The 20,406-nt window shown below is 48.5% G+C and carries 15 protein-coding genes; 10 read left to right on the forward strand and 5 right to left on the reverse strand.

All coding sequences use genetic code 11. The annotated features are described in order from the left end of the window. Window positions 1-7 precede the first annotated feature (7 nt). The 3 genes from betA to betI are packed head-to-tail and all read right to left on the reverse strand — an operon-like array spanning window position 8 to window position 3,797. Window positions 8-1,699, reverse strand: a complete 1,692-nt coding sequence (betA, locus tag RJ47_RS17895) for a choline dehydrogenase (protein ID WP_039485828.1) — start codon at window positions 1,697-1,699, stop codon at window positions 8-10. A gap of 20 nt (window positions 1,700-1,719) precedes the next feature. Next, complete coding sequence (gene betB, locus RJ47_RS17900; RefSeq protein WP_038187397.1) at window positions 1,720-3,180, reverse strand: betaine-aldehyde dehydrogenase; 1,461 nt, start codon at window positions 3,178-3,180, stop codon at window positions 1,720-1,722. A 20-nt stretch (window positions 3,181-3,200) separates the two neighbouring features. After that, entirely contained in the window at window positions 3,201-3,797 is a 597-nt protein-coding gene (gene betI, locus RJ47_RS17905; RefSeq protein ID WP_038212544.1) for a transcriptional regulator BetI, read from the reverse strand. 485 nt (window positions 3,798-4,282) lie between these two features. Here betI and RJ47_RS17910 point away from each other — a divergent pair, with 485 nt between their 5' ends. Next, the gene (locus RJ47_RS17910) at window positions 4,283-5,026 is read left to right on the forward strand and encodes a siderophore ferric iron reductase (protein ID WP_039485832.1); all 744 of its coding nucleotides are present in this window, start codon (window positions 4,283-4,285) and stop codon (window positions 5,024-5,026) included. Here the strand turns inward: RJ47_RS17910 and RJ47_RS17915 are convergent. After that, on the reverse strand, window positions 5,016-6,218 hold the full coding sequence (locus RJ47_RS17915; RefSeq protein WP_039485833.1) for an MFS transporter: 1,203 nt from the start codon (window positions 6,216-6,218) through the stop codon (window positions 5,016-5,018). The two genes, RJ47_RS17910 and RJ47_RS17915, sit on opposite strands and share 11 nt — an antisense overlap. Before the next feature lie 151 nt (window positions 6,219-6,369). On the opposite strand from RJ47_RS17915, the gene RJ47_RS17920 reads away from it, so the two are divergent. The 8 genes from RJ47_RS17920 to RJ47_RS17955 all read left to right on the forward strand — a co-directional run bounded on the left by RJ47_RS17920 (window position 6,370) and on the right by RJ47_RS17955 (window position 18,383). After that, window positions 6,370-7,137 carry an ABC transporter ATP-binding protein gene (locus RJ47_RS17920; protein ID WP_039485836.1) on the forward strand — a complete coding sequence of 256 codons (768 nt, stop codon included), beginning with the start codon at window positions 6,370-6,372 and terminating at the stop codon, window positions 7,135-7,137. A 40-nt stretch (window positions 7,138-7,177) separates the two neighbouring features. Then, window positions 7,178-8,071: an ABC transporter substrate-binding protein gene (locus tag RJ47_RS17925; RefSeq protein ID WP_039485839.1), complete on the forward strand. Its 894-nt coding sequence runs from the start codon at window positions 7,178-7,180 to the stop codon at window positions 8,069-8,071. Beyond that, entirely contained in the window at window positions 8,071-10,062 is a 1,992-nt protein-coding gene (gene fhuB / locus RJ47_RS17930) for a Fe(3+)-hydroxamate ABC transporter permease FhuB (protein ID WP_039485842.1), read from the forward strand. Before RJ47_RS17925 ends, fhuB begins: the two co-directional genes overlap by 1 nt. 166 nt (window positions 10,063-10,228) lie before the next feature. Further along, window positions 10,229-12,034, forward strand: coding sequence for an IucA/IucC family protein (locus RJ47_RS17935; RefSeq protein ID WP_039485845.1), 1,806 nt, complete (start codon window positions 10,229-10,231; stop codon window positions 12,032-12,034). Next, complete coding sequence (locus RJ47_RS17940) at window positions 12,027-12,944, forward strand: GNAT family N-acetyltransferase (RefSeq protein ID WP_039485847.1); 918 nt, start codon at window positions 12,027-12,029, stop codon at window positions 12,942-12,944. Before RJ47_RS17935 ends, RJ47_RS17940 begins: the two co-directional genes overlap by 8 nt. Next, window positions 12,944-14,722, forward strand: a complete 1,779-nt coding sequence (locus RJ47_RS17945; RefSeq protein WP_039485849.1) for an IucA/IucC family protein — start codon at window positions 12,944-12,946, stop codon at window positions 14,720-14,722. The genes RJ47_RS17940 and RJ47_RS17945 overlap by 1 nt, the downstream gene beginning before the upstream one ends. Window positions 14,723-14,772: 50 nt before the next feature. After that, entirely contained in the window at window positions 14,773-16,083 is a 1,311-nt protein-coding gene (locus RJ47_RS17950; protein ID WP_039485851.1) for a lysine N(6)-hydroxylase/L-ornithine N(5)-oxygenase family protein, read from the forward strand. 134 nt (window positions 16,084-16,217) lie between these two features. Continuing rightward, the gene (locus RJ47_RS17955) at window positions 16,218-18,383 is read left to right on the forward strand and encodes a TonB-dependent receptor (RefSeq protein ID WP_039485852.1); all 2,166 of its coding nucleotides are present in this window, start codon (window positions 16,218-16,220) and stop codon (window positions 18,381-18,383) included. Window positions 18,384-18,443: 60 nt separating this feature from the next. Here the strand turns inward: RJ47_RS17955 and add are convergent, their stop codons facing one another. Beyond that, window positions 18,444-19,436, reverse strand: coding sequence for an adenosine deaminase (gene add, locus RJ47_RS17960; RefSeq protein WP_038134810.1), 993 nt, complete (start codon window positions 19,434-19,436; stop codon window positions 18,444-18,446). Between the two features lie 205 nt (window positions 19,437-19,641). Here add and RJ47_RS17965 point away from each other — a divergent pair, with 205 nt between their 5' ends. Further along, a complete protein-coding gene (locus tag RJ47_RS17965; RefSeq protein WP_039485854.1) occupies window positions 19,642-20,307 on the forward strand; it encodes a Crp/Fnr family transcriptional regulator in 666 nt (221 codons plus the stop codon). Window positions 20,308-20,406 lie beyond the last annotated feature (99 nt).

Raw genomic sequence — 20,406 nt, forward strand, 5'->3', positions numbered from 1 at the left:
ACTTTAGTTATTTGAATGCTCTTCTCGGAGAGTTCATTCGTTGTTTGTTTTGCCACTGCGGCGCTATCCAAACTGGCACGTCTTGCTCAGCTAACATAGGCTTGCCGAGGATCATGTCGGACGCTCGTTCAGCGACCATCATGGTCGGAGCATTGAGGTTGCCATTAGGGATAGTGGGAAAGACAGAAGAGTCCACCACGCGCAAGCCATCGATTCCTCGTACCCGGCACTGTTCATCCAGTACCGCCATCGGGTCGTCATCTGCGCCCATTTTGCAACTACACGACGGGTGGTATGCGCTCTCGACATTGGCTTTCACCCACTCATCAATCGCTTGGTCGCTGGTGATCGCGATGCCTGGCTGAATCTCCTCACCTCGGTATGAGTCCATAGCGGGCTGCATTAAGATCTCTCGAGTCAGGCGAATACAATCACGCCAGTCTTGGCGATCTTGCTCGGTAGAGATGTAGTTGAATTCAATATGTGGTTTCACCAAAGGGTCTGCGGATGTGATCGCCACATGACCGCGACTCTCAGGTTTGTTTGGTCCAACATGCACTTGGAAGCCGTGCCCATCGAAGGCGGCGCGACCGTCATATCGCATTGCTGCAGGCAAAAAATGATACTGAATGTTAGGCCACTTCAGACCTTCACGAGAACGAATAAAGGCGCAAGATTCAAAGTGATTGGTTGCCCCCAATCCAGTGCGGGTTAAGATCCACTGAGCGCCGATCATACCTTTGCTGACTAACCCTAATTTGCTGTTGAGAGTAATAGGCTGAGAGCAATGATACTGGAAGTAAATCTCTAGATGATCTTGAAGATTTTGTCCCACACCCGGAAGATCATGAACAAGGTCAACACCCGCTTTATTAAGCACATCTTTAGGACCAATGCCCGAAAGCTGCAGCAGTTGAGGTGAACCAATGGAGCCTGCGCTAGAAATCACTTCTTTTTCGGCAAAGCATTGCACCACTTTGCCCGACTTTTGAAACTCAACACCGACCGCGGTTTTACCTTCCAGAATCACTTTTCGAGCGACAACGCCTTTAATCAACGTGAGGTTTGAGCGCTTCAGAGCGCGTCGTAAATACGAGTTCGATGTCGAAGCGCGAACGCCTTTGTCAACGGTCATGTGCATTGGGCCAAAGCCTTCTTGCTGATAACCATTGTAGTCCTTGGTTTCTGGGTAGCCGGCCTCTTTCCCTGCATCAATAAAGGCTTGGTACAAAGGATTGAGCGCCATATCGTTCCCATTACAGGTTCCGACAGGACCTTGTCCACCCCGGTACTCGTCTTCGCCACCAGACCAAGTCTCCGTCCGGCGGAAGTAAGGTAAACACGCAGAATAACGCCAACCTTTAGCACCCTGCTGTTCCCACTCATCAAAATCGCACGCATGTCCACGCACATACACCATGCCATTGATCGAAGAGCTTCCCCCAAGCACTTTACCTCGCGGGCAATGGAGTTTGCGCCCATCAAGTCCCGCTTCCGCTTGAGTTTCAAATTGCCACGCGTAACGTTCGCTATTCATTGGGTAGGACAGCGCCGTCGGCATTTGAATAAAAATACTCTTGTCTGTTCCACCAGCTTCAAGCAAGAGAACGCGATGTTCACCACTCTCTGTTAGGCGATCTGCCAAAATACAGCCGGCCGAACCCGCGCCGACGATAATATAATCGTAGCGTTGTTCCATGTTATCTCTCCGTGATTGGGTTAAGCGTATGGGCTTGGGTAATCACCCAACTCGATCAAAATACTCTTCGTTTGGGTGTAGTGATGCAGGGTTTCGACCCCATTTTCGCGGCCAATTCCCGAGGATTTATAGCCACCCACAGGCATTTCAGCAGGAGAGTCACCCCAAGTGTTAACCCAACAAATACCCGCTTGCATTTGATGAATCACGCGATGTGCACGCGCTAAGTTTTGGGTGAAGACACCTGCGGCCAATCCATAGTCAGTATTGTTGGCGCGTTGAATCACTTCTGATTCATCTTTGAACGTCATCACTGACATGACAGGGCCAAAAATTTCTTGCTGTACATGCGCCATATCGTCAGAGCATTGAGCAAACACTGTCGGTGCGACAAAATTACCGTGTTTTAGGTCGCCCTCTGTGACTTGGTAGCCACCCGTAATCAGCTCTGCACCGCTCTGTTTTGCTGCTTCAATCGCGCCAAGTACTTTTTCCAAGTGAGGTTTGGAAATCAGTGCGCCGATTTGTGTTTCCATCGACATTGGGTCGCCAACACGCAATTTTTCTGTGCGCACTTTCAACTGTTCAATGAACTCTGGGTAAATAGATTCGTGAACAAATACGCGTGTGCCGTGAGTACACACTTCGCCTTGAGTATAGAAATTCGCAACCATTGCCGCCGACACAGCATCATCAAGCTTGGCATCATCAAAAATGATCATTGGCGATTTGCCACCTAGCTCCATGGTCACTTGTTTGAGTGAAACGGCACTGTCTGCCATCACCTTTTTGCCCGTACCTGACTCACCCGTGAACGAGACTTTGGCAATATCAGGATGCGCTGTGAGCATTTGCCCGACGCGATAATCGCCTTGTACTACATTGAAAACACCATCTGGCATACCAGCTTCAGTGAAGATTTCCGCCAGTTTAACGGCAGTCAGCGGCGTCTCTTCGGAAGGTTTAAACACCATCACATTTCCCGCGGCCAACGCTGGGGCAGATTTCCACATCGCGATTTGGATCGGATAATTCCACGCACCAATACCAGCGCAGATACCGAGCGGCTCTCTGCGAGTGTAAAAAAACTGGGATTCGCTAAGCGGTTGCTGCTCACCTTGCAGCGCGGGCGCAAGGCCAGCAAAGTACTCGATCACATCCGCGCCTGAAGCAACATCAACCTCAATTGCCTCTTGGAGTGGCTTCCCGGTGTCTTTCACCTCGAGTTTTGCCAGTTCATCGTTACGCTCGCGAAGAATCGCCACGGCTTTAAGTAAGATTCGACTGCGCTCGACCGCACTCATCTTCGACCAGATCGCAAAGCCGCGTTTTGCTGATGCTATCGCGCGTTCCACGTCTTGCTGGCTCGCTTGGCCAATGTCGGCAAGCGCCTCTCCCGTTGCTGGGTTGTATGTCGTAAATAGCTCACCCGACGTCGCAGAGTGAGTTTTACCATCGATAAAAAGTGATTTCGTTTCCATGTAAAGATCTGACTTAGTAGTTATTTTTTAGAATAAAAAGTGAGCTGTTTATCAAGATAATCGTTGATGATGAAGCGAGCCTTCGTCGCATCAATCCCTGAAGGGTTCAGGGTGCCACGTAGCCAGATACCATCAATCAGAGAAGCAATGCCAAACGCAATCAGTTCGGCTTGCTGCGGGTCAAAAAGCCCTTTGAGTTCTAACTTCAAATGAGACAGCAAACGCTTTTCATTGACCGACTGTAGGCGCTTTAACTGAGGGTCGTGCATAGAATGTGACCAGAAAGCCAACCAGGTTTTCGCCACTTTGTTTTCCGCTTGGAAACCGACAAAATTGCCGTCAATGATGGCATTGATTCGCTCTAGATGTGCGTCTTTGGGAATCTCTCTTAGTTGGCTGGTAATGGTTGAAGAGAGCTGACGCAAAATCGCCCGCATCGTCTCCTCGAGCAAACCGTGCTTGCCGCCAAAATAGTGGTTAATGATCCCAGTCGACACCCCTGCTTCTTTGCTGATCAATGAAATGCTCGCGGCGTGTAAACCCACCCGATCAATCACCGCCATTGTCGCTTGAACAAGCTGAGGTTTTCGTATTTCTGGCATACCCACTTTTGGCATGTTTTAGCCCTTTGTTATTTTTAATTGAACGATTAGTTAAATATAAAATGCCTGAAAATTAATTCGAACTCAAATCAATTTTCTATAAATTCAATTTCAAATTAGGGAATGTTGCCGTTTTTTGGTTAGTGTACAAAATCATAAACAACAACCAATACAGAGCTTAAATCACAGAAGTTAAGTTTTAAAATGAACGAGAAATTGATTAATATCAATGTTATACAAGTAAAACAAAAGCAAAAGTTCGCCACCAACCATCACCACCCAAAGAAGCGACAGAAACTCAAAACTCCCATAGAGAAACCAAAACCATAAAAAACAATTAGTGCACTAACCTTTGGCTTTTGCAGAAAAATTTCGTGCAACAAATAGCCAAATCACATTTCACTTACACAACCCCACTCCATTAAAATGATAATCAATTGCATTTACTTGATGAGTTAATTAGGCTATCCACTCTCACAGCAACGACCAATTAGCCATTCATGAGCACGAACTCTTTTTTTGATCATTTATTTCAACACGCTCAGCAAGTCACCCCTTACTTAGCAGGGAAGGTCGAATCACTCCCCGCAGACTTGCAATCGGAGCGCCTTATCCATATCAGCCAGCCTTGCTCTGAACAAATAGAGCAGCTTTACCTCTCTTTGCAGTCTGCACATCCTGAGGCAGGCAGCGCCTATTGGCTCACTCGTACTTGGACATTACTCTGCTGGCAACCTGTCTATGTGGCGTTTATCTCGATCTATGCATGCCAGGGACTGCCTTACCTCACCCAGATGGCGCAGCAAGTTCAAGAGCGGTTTATTGGTGGATTTCAGTTCGAAGAGGATGAGGTTAGAACAGGAACGAGCGAAGCATTAATCGAGCTGGCAGGGAGTGAACTCATGGTGTTGTTTGACCACTATCGTCAAGAGATGAATCAATGGACGCGCATCAGACCCGGGTTTACCAAGTACCTGATCGCAGATGGCATCTTAGGCTGCATTGTTCGTCTCCACCAATTCGCTCCCGACTTAAGTCACGATTACCTCAGACAACAAGCCCTGCTTTGGTTGAAAGCCTGTAACTTGCCCGACAAACTCGTTGCGACTTTGCACAGCGACCAACAAGATGGCCACTTAAAACTGGTACGCACGAGCTGCTGCCTTGTCTATAAATGTGACGGACGAGAGCTGTGCAGTGATTGCCCAAGACACCCTGAAAACAAAAAGGTGCTTACCGTTTAGCAAGGCGAAAACGTTCAGACCAAGGGCGAAATGCGACCATACCGATGGCAAGAGAAAAGCCAAGACATAAATAGATCGGATAGTGTGGCGACAGGGTTGCGGTAAATGCGAGTAAAGATGCTAAGCCATAGCCTATGGTGTGAGACATAGAAACGTAGCCCGATACCACACCGGGAGTGTCCGGCATCTTCTCTGTCGCCATTGAAGTGTACGCTGGCACCAACAAGGCGGCGCCGACAGAAACAACGGCTGACGCGAGCATGAACACGCCAAAGTCACCGGACAAGAACAAGCCAAACCCAATCAAGAGCGCAATCGAGCCAAGTCGATACATGCTCACTGCCGTCAGACGTTTCTTTTTTATAACAAATACTTGCGACAAAAATGTTGCCGCCGCACTGACCGTCAGCAATACCCCAATTGCATCACTGATTTCACTGGTCGACCATTGAGTGACGCTACCAATCAGCGGAGAAAAACTGTATTGCAACAAGGCAATGACCGCACACAAAAGCAGACCGCTCACTAAAAAGGGCATCAAGACCGCATCAGGCAGCCAGGGTGCAGAGGTGCGTTTACGCGAATCGGAATCAAGCAAGTTGGGGTTGGGTAACCATGCTGCCGCAAGCAAGGCGATAAGAGGTAACAGAATCATTAGCATTAAAGGGGCAAAAGGAGAGAGCTTCAGCGCTAACACGGCAACAAGTGGACCAATCAAACGGCCAACACTTAAGCCAATGCTGACCGATGTAATGGCTTGCAGGCGGTTCTCTTTGCCACAAAGAAGAATTGCCCAATGCTGGCTTGCTGGCACCATACCGGCGACTGTGCAGCCGTAAATAACCCTTGCCACAACCAAGCCGGTCAGCGTCCAACCCATTGCCCATTCTCCATCACTGCTCGCCATTGCAAAAAGACACAGCAGCAGAAAGCTCGCCGTCATTCCTGCAAGTGCTTGGAGGACAACATTTTTGGGTCCATGGCGATCGCTCACTCTTCCCCAAAAAGGTGCCGAAGGCAAAAACAGAAAACTTCCTACCGCAATCAGCAGTGACCACGTCGAGAGACTGAACGCAGATTGTTCGACTAAAAAGGGAAGTGAGACCAATAAGCCATTTTGCCCTACGCCCATTAGCGCTGCGACCAAACCAATAACCACGAGCTGGAACTGAGAAGATTTTACCCCTGACATACTAAGATACTCTTGAAACGTCAATGTGATGGAATGACACACTGATAGCGATGAGAAATAACCACTTATGATTTTGAAAATCATTATCATTAAGATTAAGTTATGGTAAGGTTAGCGCCTTGTAGACAATAACTCAACTTGTAATACCGCTATGTTCCAGTTGGTCGATGCATCATTCCATATTGATGATAGAGCGATTCTATCCCCGACATCCTTAACGTTTTCGCCAGGTAAGATTACGACACTACTCGGTCATAATGGCTGTGGAAAGTCGACCTTAATGAAGCTACTCAGTCGCCAAAATGCCCCTTCAACGGGCGAGGTGACACTTAGTGGCACCCCTGTCAGCCAATTAACGCCGTTGGAATTTGCCCACCGCGTGGCCTATCTACCTCAGCACCCGCCGCTGACTGACGGCGTGACCGTTAGAGAGTTGGTCAGCTTTGGTCGTTATCCTTGGAAAGGAGCGTTTGGACGTTACGGAGAGGAAGATAATCGGCTGATTGACCAAGCAATCGACAAAGTTGGCCTCAATTCATTTGCAAACCGTTTTGTCGCCACCCTCTCTGGAGGAGAAAGGCAAAGAGCGTGGGTCGCGATGTTACTGGCTCAGCAGAGTGAATGCATTTTGCTCGATGAGCCCACTTCTGCACTCGATGTTGCTCACCAATACGAGCTTCTTGCCCTCATCAGAGAACTCAATGAATCAATTGGCCTTACTGTGATTATGGTGTTGCATGATGTCAACATGGCCGCAAAGTTTAGCGATCACCTCATTGCACTCCATTCAGGAAAAGTGATCGCGCAAGGCACGCCCGAATCGATGATGACACCAGAAACATTGCTCAAGATTTATGGAATGGAGTTGGCTCTGTTCCCACACCCGGCGACAGGGCAGCCCATTAGCTATGTCCCGTAAGTCAACTACCGCTATACACTCAAAATCAAAAGGAACTGTTGTGAAAAGAATCATTCTAGCGCTCACCGCACTGCTTACCTTCCATGTTAATGCGATTGAAATCGAACACGAAATGGGCGTTGCGTCCTTTGAACAACGTCCAGAAAAAGTCGTGGCACTCGATTGGGCGTTAACTGAAACCGTACTTAGCCTAGGCATTGCGCCGCAGGGGATCGCTGACGTCAAAGGTTACAACACTTGGGTGGTTGAACCTGCGCTATCCCCTAACGTGATCGATGTCGGCTCTCGTCGTGAGCCCAACCTAGAGCTACTGACTGAAATCAAGCCGGATGTCATCTTGATCAGTAAGCACATGGCCCCTGCCTATGAACAGCTACAAAACATCGCCCCTGTGGTTGTGTTTAGTGTCTTTAGCGAAAGTAAGCAGCCAATTGAATCCGCGAAATCCATTACTCTGGCTCTAGGCAAGTTACTTGATAAAGAAGCTCAAGCTCAGCAGGTCATCGCCCAAACAGAGCAACGTTTGCAGCAAAATGGTGACAAGGTTCGCGCCGCCAACAAAACTGATAAACCGCTACTGTTTGCGCGTTTTCTAAATGAAAAAACACTGCGCATTCACAGCGATGGCTCATTGGCGCAAGCGACCATTCAAGGTATGGGACTCAAAAACGACTGGAATGAAGAGACCAACGTATGGGGTTTTACCACCGCGGGTACCGAGAAGCTCGCTGAACATCAAAAAGCCAACGTGATGTTATTTGGTCCACTCAAAGCATCTGAGCGTGAACAGTTAGACAGCAATGCACTGTGGCAAGCGATGGAGTTCACTCGTACAAACTCGGTTTATGAGCTACCTGCCATCTGGACTTTTGGTGGTTTAATCGCTGCACAACGCTTTAGTGACCATATCACCCAACAACTTATTGCACAGTAATGAACACCATAAGCTTGAATAGACCGACCGGGCACTCGTGGAGAGTGCCTTTCTTTGCCATTGTTGGCATGGTTGTATTACTTGGTCTGATCAACTTTTCGGCTCCCTACTCTGGCGGTATCCGTCTTGTGTGGGAGACGATCACACAGTTTGATGCCACCAACTACCAACACTTGATCACCCATCTGACCTATCTTCCCAGATTGACTGTCGCGGTGCTGTGTGGCTTTGCACTAGCGGTGGCAGGCTGCGTAATGCAGTTTGTGCTGCGCAACCCAATCGCGTCTCCGACAACCTTAGGGGTGGCTGCCGGAGCAGAGCTTGGGTTGGTACTCGGTCTGTTGTTTATTCCCGCTCAGATAGCCGTGTCTGGTTTTATCCCAGCCTTTTTAGGCGGGTGTTTTGCGACAGGACTGGTTTTTCTCCTCAGTGCATCTCGAGGGTTTGCGCCTTTACACATGGTGCTTGCTGGCATGGTCATCAGCCTATTTTTAGGTTCATTGAACACCATACTTATCATGCTCAATGAACAGCAACTGACCAGCGTGTTTGTCTGGGGAGCGGGCGCGCTAAATCAGAATGACTGGTCAAGTGCCAACGCTCTACTGCCACTCGTGATTATCCCGACCACTTTACTCTTGTTGCTACAAAGGCCGCTTTCGGCGCTGCAGTTTGGTGACACGGTCGCGACCTCTATCGGAGTCAATATCAAGCACATCAAACTGGTGTGTTTGTCATTGGCGATCTTTATTACGGCCGCCGTCGTCAGTGAAGTGGGTCTTATCGGCTTTGTCGGCATAGTCGCCCCCGCTGTCGCTCGTATGCTTGGCGCTAGAAAGCTACTCGCGCAAATTCTCACCAGTGGATTGATCGGCGCGGCAATGCTGCTAGCCGTCGATCTACTTATTCAGCCGTTTTCTGGCGTTGGTGGCGAAATGCTTCCGACCGGAGCAATGACGGCACTCATTGGCGCACCTTTCTTATTGTGGCTGCTGCGCAGAACTTCGCTACAAAGCGATCTAAAAGCGCGCACAGAAACGGTTCAGCATTACCAACATGTCCCAACCATTCGTATCGCGACGGTGTTAACGTTACTGCTGTCTCTTTTTGTCGCAGGCGCCATTTTTATCGGCAGGAATCAGTACGGCTGGTCAACCAGCTTGAGTTGGCCACTGTTTGAACTGCGTGCGCCTCGCGTTTTTGTCGCCCTTCTCGCGGGTATTGGGCTAGCGTTTGCTGGCACCATTATTCAACGTATTTCCAATAACCCGATGGCAAGCCCAGAAGTGCTAGGTATTAGCTCTGGCGCTGCGCTGGCATTGGTTCTTGGTACCTTAATAGGCGGTGCCGTTAGTCGAGAGCAGCAAATGTTCATCGGCACCATCGGCGCGTTAAGTGTGATTGGTGTGGTTTGGTTGATGGGTCGAAAGCACCAGTTCGCGCCTACCCAAACCTTGCTCACTGGCATTGCCTTGAGTGCAGGCTTAGACGCCTTTTTGAGAATTGCGATGAGCTCTGGTCACGATGACGTGCGAGCGTTACTCACTTGGCTTTCTGGCTCAACGTACTTGGTTTCAAGCCAAGACATCGTACTCCTTTTGGTGGGCGTTACGGTACTCGGTGCTGCTTCCCTTGTTGTCAGTCGGTGGATTGAAATCATGGGTCTGGGTGAGGTTAGCGCCAGTGCAATTGGTGTCAACTGCACCAAAGTCAGGCTACTGCTTTTGCTCCTTGTCGCCGCCTATACCACGCTTTGTACCATTGTTATCGGTCCATTGAGTTTTATCGGTTTGCTGGCTCCCCATATGGCCCGTTCACTTCACCAATACCGCGCGGCACCTCAAATGTTAACCGCAGCCCTGATTGGTGCGCTCGTTATGGTCACCGCAGATTGGGCAGGACGAACGCTTTGGTTCCCATGGCAATTTCCCGCAGGCTTGCTCGCTTCGATTATTGGTGGGGGATATTTCCTCTATCTTATGAGGCGCTAACTCCCACTTGCTCAATCAGGCACTTCACTCGCCGATCGTCTCGAAGTGCCTGACATTCCTCCCAATTGTTAAAAATATTCACGAAACATAAAAAACTAGTTGATCATAGTAATGATAATAATTAGCATTCGCATGTCAGTTTTGTTAATAACTATCGAGAACTATAATGAATCGTACAAACGATCTGCTCAGCACCTCATCGATAATCGATGACATACCCAAGAAGACAAATGGAAATGCGCCTCCTATGGCCTGCTTCCTCAATGCGCTTGCTCGTGAGTGTGAGGCCGTTCAAGTTGTCCATACCGAGACCCAGTCACGACTTAACATCAAGCTAAGTAACCTGCGAACCATTCAAATCGGTTTGCAGTATTTCTCTTCGCTGGGCAGTCATGAATACCAACTTCCGGCACAACTTGTTGATTCAAATGGCTCACGTGACATTGAATTTAGTGAAATGCTCCAGCTTATTGTCAGTGACCAGGGCTTAGTGGGCATGGTCAGCCAAGAGCAGCAACAAATTTTTGTTCAACGTGTGCTCGAAAGCGTGCGAAATACCTATCAAGCAATCGAACACTCGCCATACCAACGCCAGCTATTCGAAGACCGATTAGATTTTAAGACTGCCGAACAAGGCCTGCTGATTGGTCACTCATTCCATCCTGCGCCCAAGAGCCGAGAGCAGTTTTCTCTGCAAGATGCCAAACGTTACTCCCCTGAAATGGGCTCTCACTTTCCGCTACACTGGTTGGAAGTCCGTTCTCACCGCCTCCAGTTTGGCAGCTCCGCCGATGTAAGTTTCGATGAGAGAATGGCGCAATTGGTCGCCCACCATCCGCATTTAGTTGAGGCACACCAAAACGCGAGAGCCCGAGGAAATCAGCTACTGCCTGTGCATCCATGGCAATGGCAGGTGATGCGCGAGCGAGAAGACATTCAAGATTTCATCGAACAAGGTGAAATAACACCACTTGGCCAACTTGGCGCTCCTTGGTATCCGACCTCTTCAACGCGTTCACTGTACGCGCCAACGCTGCCTTATATGTTGAAGTTTTCGTTGAGCGTAAAACTGACCAATTCTGTTCGTAATCTCTCACTCAAAGAAGTGATTCGTGGGACGCGATTAAATGACCTGTTCCACTCAACCGAACTAAACAACCAGCTTGGTTCTGAGCGCGGCTTTCAGTTAATGCAAGAGCCCGCGTTTATCGGCTTAATCGACAAAGCGGGTGCGATTATTAACGAAAGTCTTGTGGCATTTAGAGATAACCCTCTTGCAACGAAACCACAAGAAGAGGCCGTTGTCCTTGCAACGCTTACCCAACAAAACCCTTATGCCACATGTTCGCTGGTTGCCCGGCGCATTAAAGACTACGCTGCGACTAAACGCATTCCTGAGCCTCTTGCCGCGCAGCAGTGGTTTGATGCTTATTGCCAACATGCTGTCGTCTCTTTGTTTGATTTGCAGGCCAATCACGGTGTGGTGTTCCTCGCCCACCAGCAAAACATCGTCATGCAGCTCAAAGATGGTTTCCCTATTGGCATGTATTACCGCGATTGCCAAGGCACTGGGTATACAGATCTTGCCTTTACACGCTACAGCGACGCTCTATCCAACGACAAAGAAAGCCTTGAGAACTACTGGAATCAAGAAAAAGTCAGACGCTACTTTGCGTACTACCTGATCATTAACTCCACCTTCAATGTCATATCTGCCATTGCCTCAGCAATCAACGTGGAAGAAGCAGATTTGGTGCGCATCTTAAGAGCTCAACTGCAAGCGCTGCTTGATTCGGGCGTTGAGGATGCAGCCTGCTTGAATTACGTACTTGAAAGCGACGTTTTGTGCTGCAAAGGGAATTTCTTCTGCTATCTACAAAATTTCAACGAGAACTCAATTCCTGACCCTGCGGTGATCTACTTCGATCTCGACAACCCATTGGTACAAGTTAAGGAGTCTTCTCATGCATGATTTCACTACCTTTATCTTTGAATCTCAACCTGAGCCGACAATAAAGCTAACGCTGCAATCCACTGACGTTGAAAACCAAGCGACTCAAGTTGGATTGATAGATGAAATCGATCGACTGTTTACCCAAGAGAAATCGCTTGCCTCTGTTGCAATGAGTGCCTCAGACCCTATGACTTGGTCCTACCTTGCACAGCAGCTGCCTCTGTTTGGTCAAACACTCACTCGTGAAGCCTTCTACCAATCAGGCTATCACTGGCATAAACATACACCCTCTGCCAATTTCCCACTGCAAAGGGTTCAGTCTGACAGCCGCTATCGCTCTCACCCTTTACGACCAAATAAACCCCATGGAGTGGTGTACAAACGCACCGACCTTGATGCGGAACTCGACGTCAGTTTTCGTCTACTCGACATCACTCAAGACATGCCAATGTTCACACGTTGGATGAACGACCCTCGTGTCGCACACTTTTGGGAACAAGCATGGAGTGAAGAAAAACTGACCGAATTTGCACAAGAGCGACTCAATGACCCGCACATACTGCCTTTGATTGGTGAGTTCAATGGCCAACCCTTTGGCTACGTTGAAGCCTATTGGGTTTGTGAAGATAGATTGAGCCCTTACTACGACGTGCAAGATTTTGACCGTGGCATCCACCTACTTGTCGGAGAACAAGCATTTCGTGGCCCTCGCTTCTTTAACGCTTGGATGCGCGCAATTAGTCACTATTTGTTTATCGACGACAGCCGTACCCAGCGTATTGTCCTTGAACCCCGCTCCGACAATGAACGCCTCTTCAATCGCATTCTTCCTTTGGGGTACACAAAATGTTTTGAGTTCGATTTCCCTCATAAACGCTCCGCACTCTTGATGCTTCAACGCGAAGCATTCTTTAAGGAGCAATGGTAATGGAACAAATCGCGCTACAAAAATACTGGGCGACGGCGAACAAAGCGTTGGTAGGCAAAATCCTCTCTGAGTTCGCGTATGAACAAGCCTTCCAGTTTCAGCCTAATGGCGATCGTCTTGACCTCCATTTGGCGAAAGGCGTGAGCTATAGCTTCTGCGGGGAGACGAACATCTGGGGACAAGTCCGTATTGACCCAAGCACGATCGTCCGTACTGCACGCTCCGAGCCGCCCTGTGATTTAACCGCGGCGCAATTGATGCGGGATCTTCAACCTTTGCTCAATATGTCCGATGATGCATTTGCCGAGCACCTTGAAGATCTCAATGCCACCCTGTTGGGCGACTGCAAAATCTGGCTGCGCAAAGAGACGATGACGGCAAGAGATCTGGCTCTGCTTGGCGGCGAGCAACAGCAGAGCTACTTCGATGGCCACCCAAAGTTTGCCTTCAACAAAGGACGCAGAGGTTGGGGTTTACACGCTCTTCGAGACTATGCGCCGGAAGCAGAAAAAGCCATTCAGCTCGATTGGGTTGCAGTACATCGCGATATTGTTCAATTGGCGACCAATGAACACGTCAATTGGCAAGAGCTTTTATCGGCGTCCATCTCGCGTGATGAGCTCAATGAAATGGATCGAATTGTCGCGGCGTTTAACGTCGATATCGCGGATTATCACTACGTTCCCGTCCACCCATGGCAGTGGGAGAACAAAGTCGCCATGCTCTTCACTCGAGAGCTCGCACTGAAACAAATGCTGTTTATCGGCTCATTTGGTGATGCGTTCTTACCGCAATTATCGCTGCGCACTTTGAGCAACCTCACCCGCCCCAATAGTTTCGATATTAAACTGCCGCTTACGGTCATGAATACTTCTTGCTATCGAGGCATTCCTGGGAAGTACATTTTGGCAGGCCCGATGGCATCCGATTGGATCGATTCTGTATTTAAAAGCGATCCTGTGTTGGTTGAAAAAGGTGCGCAAGTCTTGCAAGAACCGGCAGCGGCTTTCGCTCATCAGCACGACTACCAACAGCTTACTGATGCGCCCTACCGCTATCACGAGTTGCTTGGGGTCATCTGGCGCGAGTCTGCAGCAAGCAAATTGGCGCCAAACGAGCATGCCGTTTTAATGGCCGCGCTAATGGAATCTGACAATCAAGGACAACCATTAATTGCCGAGTATATTGCCCTATCTGGCCTCTCAACCGAGGCATGGCTAACGCAGCTGTTCGATAGTGTGGTTATCCCCTACTACCACTTGTTATGCAAATACGGCGTGTCACTGATTGCTCACGGGCAAAATGTCACCCTAGTGATGGAGAACCACCAGCCAAAACGCATCCTACTTAAAGATTTTCAGGGTGACATGAGATTGGTCGACCAAGATTATCCAGAGCAAGCGTCGCTTCCTGACCCAGTAAAACAGGTGACCGTGCGCTTACCTGAGTCGTTGATCATTCACGACCTACAAACGGGCCACTTCGTCACTACGCTGAGATTTATCTCTCCATTACTTACAAAGCTCGGCTTCAGCGAACAGAAGTTTTATCGATTGTTGGGTGATCGAATCAAACGCTACATGGCGGAAAACCCAGAATACCAACACCGATTTGCCAAGTTCGATCTGTTTAAACCTCAGATTTTACGAATTGGACTTAACCTCGCTAAGTTCAGACACAGCACAGACTCAAGTGCTTCAAGAATGCTTCCAGACATGGATGACATGTTGGACAACCCACTCTATCTCGCTCAAGCGAAAACAGAGACCAAACAATAACTATAAAAACGTTTAACGCCCGTTTAAGCCCATAGTAAAGGATGATTCAAATGGACAACACTAACAACGTCAAACTCGATCTTGCAGGTATTGGGGTCGGCCCCTTTAACCTCAGTGTCGCCGCACTTTTAGACACGCAGCCTCAAATCAATGCCACATTTTTTGAAGGTCGTGAACGCTTTTCTTGGCACCCTGGTTTGCTATTGGACAACACCAACATGCAGACCATGTTTTTGAAAGATTTGGTCAGTGCCGTCGATCCGGAGAATCGTTACTCCTTCCTATCGTATCTGGTTAGGAACAAAAAGTTCTACCGTTTCCTCTCGGCGGAGCTGAACTGCATCAGCCGACATGAGTTCTCAGACTACCTTGCTTGGGCAGCACACCAAATGGGTAACGTTCAGTTCTCAACTAAAGTAGAGCACGTTGATTACGACGGCGAGCAGTTCACCCTTCATACCAATCAAGGCGCTTACCACGCCAACAACTTATGTATCGGAACAGGCAAGGTGCCGTCATTCCCTGACTGCAGCAAAAAGTTCATTAGCGACAAGGTATTTCACGCAGCCGAGATTGGGCTACGAGATCGAGATTTCACCAACAAACGCGTCATGATCATTGGTGGAGGTCAAAGTGGCGCGGACATTTTCCTTAATGTCTTGCAAAGCAAATGGGGCAAACCTCGCTCGTTGGATTGGCTCTCGCGTCGTTCCAATTTCCAACCGCTCGACGAAGCCGCGTTTACTAATGAATTCTTCGCACCGGATTATGTGAATGCATTCATCAACCTATCGCCGGACGTTAAACGCAACGAGATTACTCAGCAAAAGCTCACCTCAGATGGCATAACACAAAAAGCCCTACTGATGATTTATCAAGAGCTCTACCACCGCTTTGATGTTCTCAAAGAAGAAAAGTGGGTGAGATTGCTGCCGCATCGCACCTTAACCAATATGCGTGAAATCAATACCGGCTACGAGCTGTGCGCGGGCAATGCGCTAAGCCAACAAACTGAATACCACCAAGCGGACATCGTTATTCTCGCCACCGGATTTGAGGCACCAACACCTACTTGTCTGAACGGGATTTTGCCGCTGCTCGATCTCGATGAGAACAACCGCTATCAGCTCACCGCCAACTTTGAGCTCAAATGGGCTGGTTCTGAAAACAACAAGATTTTTGCCGTAAATGCCGGCATGCACAGTCACGGCATTGCCGAGCCACAGCTCAGTTTAATGGCGTGGCGAAGTGCGCAAATCATCAACCAGCTCGCTGGGCAAACTCTTTACGACACCGACTCGGGGCAAGGCATGATTGAATGGCTCTCCCCCGATAGCGCCATCAGCAAAGTGGTGGCGTAAGTCAGAAAGTTTTCGTTATTTGCAGGTACTCAACTTGGTCACACAAAGCTGATTACCCGCTTTTTGTAGCAACATTGGAAGCCATAAAACCCGACACGTGGTTTGGCTTTCTTCATCTAAAAACAGAGATAAAAATGAAACTGAACAAAGGAAGTTTTCCTCTATCAACCATCGCATTGGCGATAGCTTCAACAACAGCCGCCGTTGCGGTACAAGCGCAAGACACCACCACGTTTGATGAAATGGTCGTGGTATCGAGTCGCCTACCGAAAGCGATCAGCGATATTCCAGGCACCGTCTGGTACATCGAATCTGAACAGGTTGAGCAGGAATATCGTGGTGGTAAAACCTTAGGGGAAATCCTCGCGACCGCCATCCCGTCACTGGATGTTAGCAGCGGCGCACGTACAAACTATGGTCAAAACCTTCGTGGACGCAAAATGCTAGTGATGATTGATGGTGTCTCGCTGCAATCTTCACGTCCAATCAGTCGCCACCTAGATTCCATCGACCCGTTCAACATTGAACGCATCGAAGTGCTATCAGGTGCGACATCGATTTACGGCGCAGGTGCTTCAGGCGGCGTCATCAATATTGTGACCAAAAAAGGGTCAGAAGATGGCCTTGAGCTTGAAACGCTGGTTGGCGGTGCAACCGGATTTAACTCAAGCAAAGATCTCGACTACCGATTTGCTCAGTCCATTGCTGGCGGCAACGAAAAAGTGCAAGCTCGTACCTCGATCGTGTACTCAAAGACCCAAGGTTTCTATGATGCCGATGGTGACATCATCACCCCTGACATCTCGCAAGGTTCACTTCAATTTAACGAGACTTTTGACGTGATGGCGAGCGCCAACATCAACCTAACAGATACGCAAAGCCTCAGCTTATTTGGCCAATACTATGACAGTGAACAAGACTCTCCGTACGGTCTGTACATTGAGGGCCGAAACTTTGTCGATGTGCGTGATGGTTTTAAATCTGACCGCCAACACGGTACAGAGCGCATTATGCTGAGCGCAGTCTACAACAATGAAGCCTTCTTAGGTCATCAGTTAATCGCCGAGGCCTCTTACCGTAAAGAAGACCAAACCTACACCCCATACTACCAAGGTGCATCGCAACAAATTACCGATGTGCTTACGTTGAAAACAGCACTTTCCAAACAGTTTGGTGCCGTAAACCTTATCTATGGTGTCGATGCTTATCGCGACAAACTGGACAGCAACCAAGCCTTGTTCGATCCGACCATTGCTGGCAACTCTGGTAACCTAATCAACGAGACGTACGCGACAACGGGTCGTTACCCTGGCGTGGAAGTCGGCTCCGTCGCAGGCTTTATCCAAGCGGATTGGGCAATCACTGACGACTGGCAACTTCAAGGTGGCTTCCGTTACCAGTACATGAACAACAAAATCGACGACTTCGTTGCCTACAGTGTGCAAAAGAAAATCGCGGCAGGGAATGGCGCATCAGCAGATGCGGTTCCGGGCGGTGAAACAAGCTACAACATTGGTCTTGCAAACCTAGGGACCATCTACAGCTTAAGCGATGCAACGCAGATCTGGGCAAACTTCTCGCAAGGTTTTGACTTAGCCGATCCAGCGAAGTACTACGGCCAAGGTAGCTACTCGTCGGCGCCAGATGCTAACGGTCACTGGTCTTTGCAAAACAGCATCAACGTTGACTCTTCGAAAATGGAAGGGGTGAAAACCAACAGTGTCGAACTTGGTTTCCGCACCAACCAAAACAACTTTAATATTCAGACGGCAGCTTACTACTCACAATCTGACCGCAGCATCAAATACAACCGCACCACGCTACTTATCGAGAAGTTGGACGACAAGCAACGCGTCTACGGTGCGGAAGGTATGGCCTCTTACTGGATAACGAGCAACCTGCAACTGGGCGCTTCAGGTCACTATGTGATTTCTGAAGTTGAAGCAGAGAGCGGCTGGGACAAGATGAGCGCAGGCAATGCAAGTACATCAAAAGCCAGCGCTTGGTTGGGTTGGTACGACGACAACCTAGCAGCGAAACTGCAAAGCCAAACCATGTTTGACTACGAAGATGACGCGGACAACAAACTGGAAGGCTACACAACATTCGACCTTGTTGGTAGCTACCAACTGCCTGTGGGTAGCTTAGGTTTCGGTATCCAAAACCTTCTAAATGCTGACTACACGACGATTTGGGGTCAACGCGCTCAAATTCTATACGCGCGCCACTACGCAGCAGAAGCGTACGATTACCGCAGCCGCGGCCGTACATTCACTCTGAACTACCAAGTTAAGTTCTAAGCAATAAAAAACCGCCCAACTGATTGGGCGGTTTTCCTTTTGTATAACGCTCAGCTACGATTAAACAAACTGCATCAAGTGTTTCTTCACATCGTCTGAAGCAAATGCTTGTTCAACACTCGCCGTGTAAATCTGCTTGTAGTCTTCAGCAGTTAGCTCAAACTGCTCCATCACCTTGGTCACTTCGTCCGTCATGGTTGTGTTCGATACCGTGCGGTTATCCGTGTTGATCGTCACAGCTAGACCATCTTTGTGGAAATCGTTTAACGGGTGCGCTTTCAGTTCAGGAATCGCTTTGGTTTGAACGTTGCTGCTTGGGCACGCTTCTAGGCCAACCACATCTTCTTTAACGCGCTGATAAGCCTCTGCGTGATCTTTAATTGCAACACCGTGGCCAATGCGCTCTGCGCCTAGCAACTCAATCGCGTCGTACACGTTTTGACCGCAACCTTGCTCACCAGCGTGAATGGTAATGCGATAACCCTGCTCGCGCGCATACTGAGTGTACTCAACGTAATCATGAGCGAAGTTATCCAGCTCTGCACCTGCTAAGTCAAAAGCGACAACACCTTTACCTACAAATGGCACACCCGCATCAATGATGTCGTTAACCGAATCGATTGGCAGCAATTTGACCAATGACAGAATGTAGTTACCATGAATGTCGTACAACGCTTCTGCACGCTTCATGCCCTTAACCACACTGTCGATGATTTCCGCGTAAGTTAATCCTTGCTGAGTATGTAACTGAGGTCCAAAACGCACCTCTAGGTACTTAACGTTTTCTTTCGCTGCGTCTTCAAACAGTTCAAACGAAATACGTTCAAGACTTTCTTTGGTCTGCATCACTTGAATTGGCAAAGCAAAACGGTCTAGATACTCTTGTAGATTAGGGCAAGTTTCAGGCGCAACCATCATCTCTTTGATCACTGCAGGATCTTGGCTAGGTAACTCAATTTTTTGCTCCGCCGCCAAATCAATAACGGTTTGCGGGCGAAGGCTACCATCTAGGTGGCAGTGAAGATCGATTTTTGGAAGATCAAAGTAATTCATCTGTTTACGTCCTAACTTTTACTTTTTATTCGATAAAACGCCTATCGTGGTCACACTATAACTATAGTCACCGTCAGGTTAATCACGCTTTATCTTTTGTTTTTGATAACGATAAAACTCATGGTATATGATCGACCAAGGTTAGCAACACGACAATTGTCCGGTAGAGCAAAAAATTTCACTTGGGCATTGTAGATAAATCACTATGGATAAAAGCAAAATATTGGCCGAAGGGTTGAGCAAAATCCGTCAATGGGTCAAAAACCAAGAGTATCGCACCATTCAAGTCTCCAAAGGCGACTTCATCATCAAGCAACATACGCAAGTAAGCGAGGTCTACTGGGCGGACAACGCGCAGTTTTCGGTGCTGCACACCGCAGAGAACGGTAAGACGCTCAGCTTGGGTGACTACCATCTCGCAGACAATTTTTTTGGTGAAATGGAATTCTTTTCAGACGGCCCCAGCCCATTTAGTGTGGTCGCCACATCGGACGTTGCATTGATCGCCATTCCCATGGACAAGTTTGCTGAGCTGCTACTTCAAGATGGGCATATCGCATTTTGGATGAACCATAGAATGTCGAACATCTACCTCAACACCATGAGCATTGCGATTGAACGATCCTTATATCCGCTGAAATACAACATCATCAAAGATATGGTCGATCGTCATACCTGTAACGAGAAGTCTCAAGGTCACAGCTATATGTATCAAGAAGCGCAACGATTTGGCTGTACCGAACGGGCATACACACGCATCATTCGCGAGCTGATTGATGAAGGTTTGGTCGAAAAGGAGAGCGATAAATCGGGCGTCGTGCCAGTGAGCCTAGACGCTCTGACTCAATCGTTGGAAAAGTATTACCAATAGCCCAAAAACAAAAGCGCTTTCCCAATTGAGAAAGCGCCGCTATTTATTTTATTGCTAATCCAACCGCCACTACAAAATGCGAGAGCGGCTTGGCAAGAA

Source organism: Vibrio sinaloensis, from assembly GCF_000808535.1.
Classification (GTDB): domain Bacteria; phylum Pseudomonadota; class Gammaproteobacteria; order Enterobacterales; family Vibrionaceae; genus Vibrio; species Vibrio sinaloensis_D.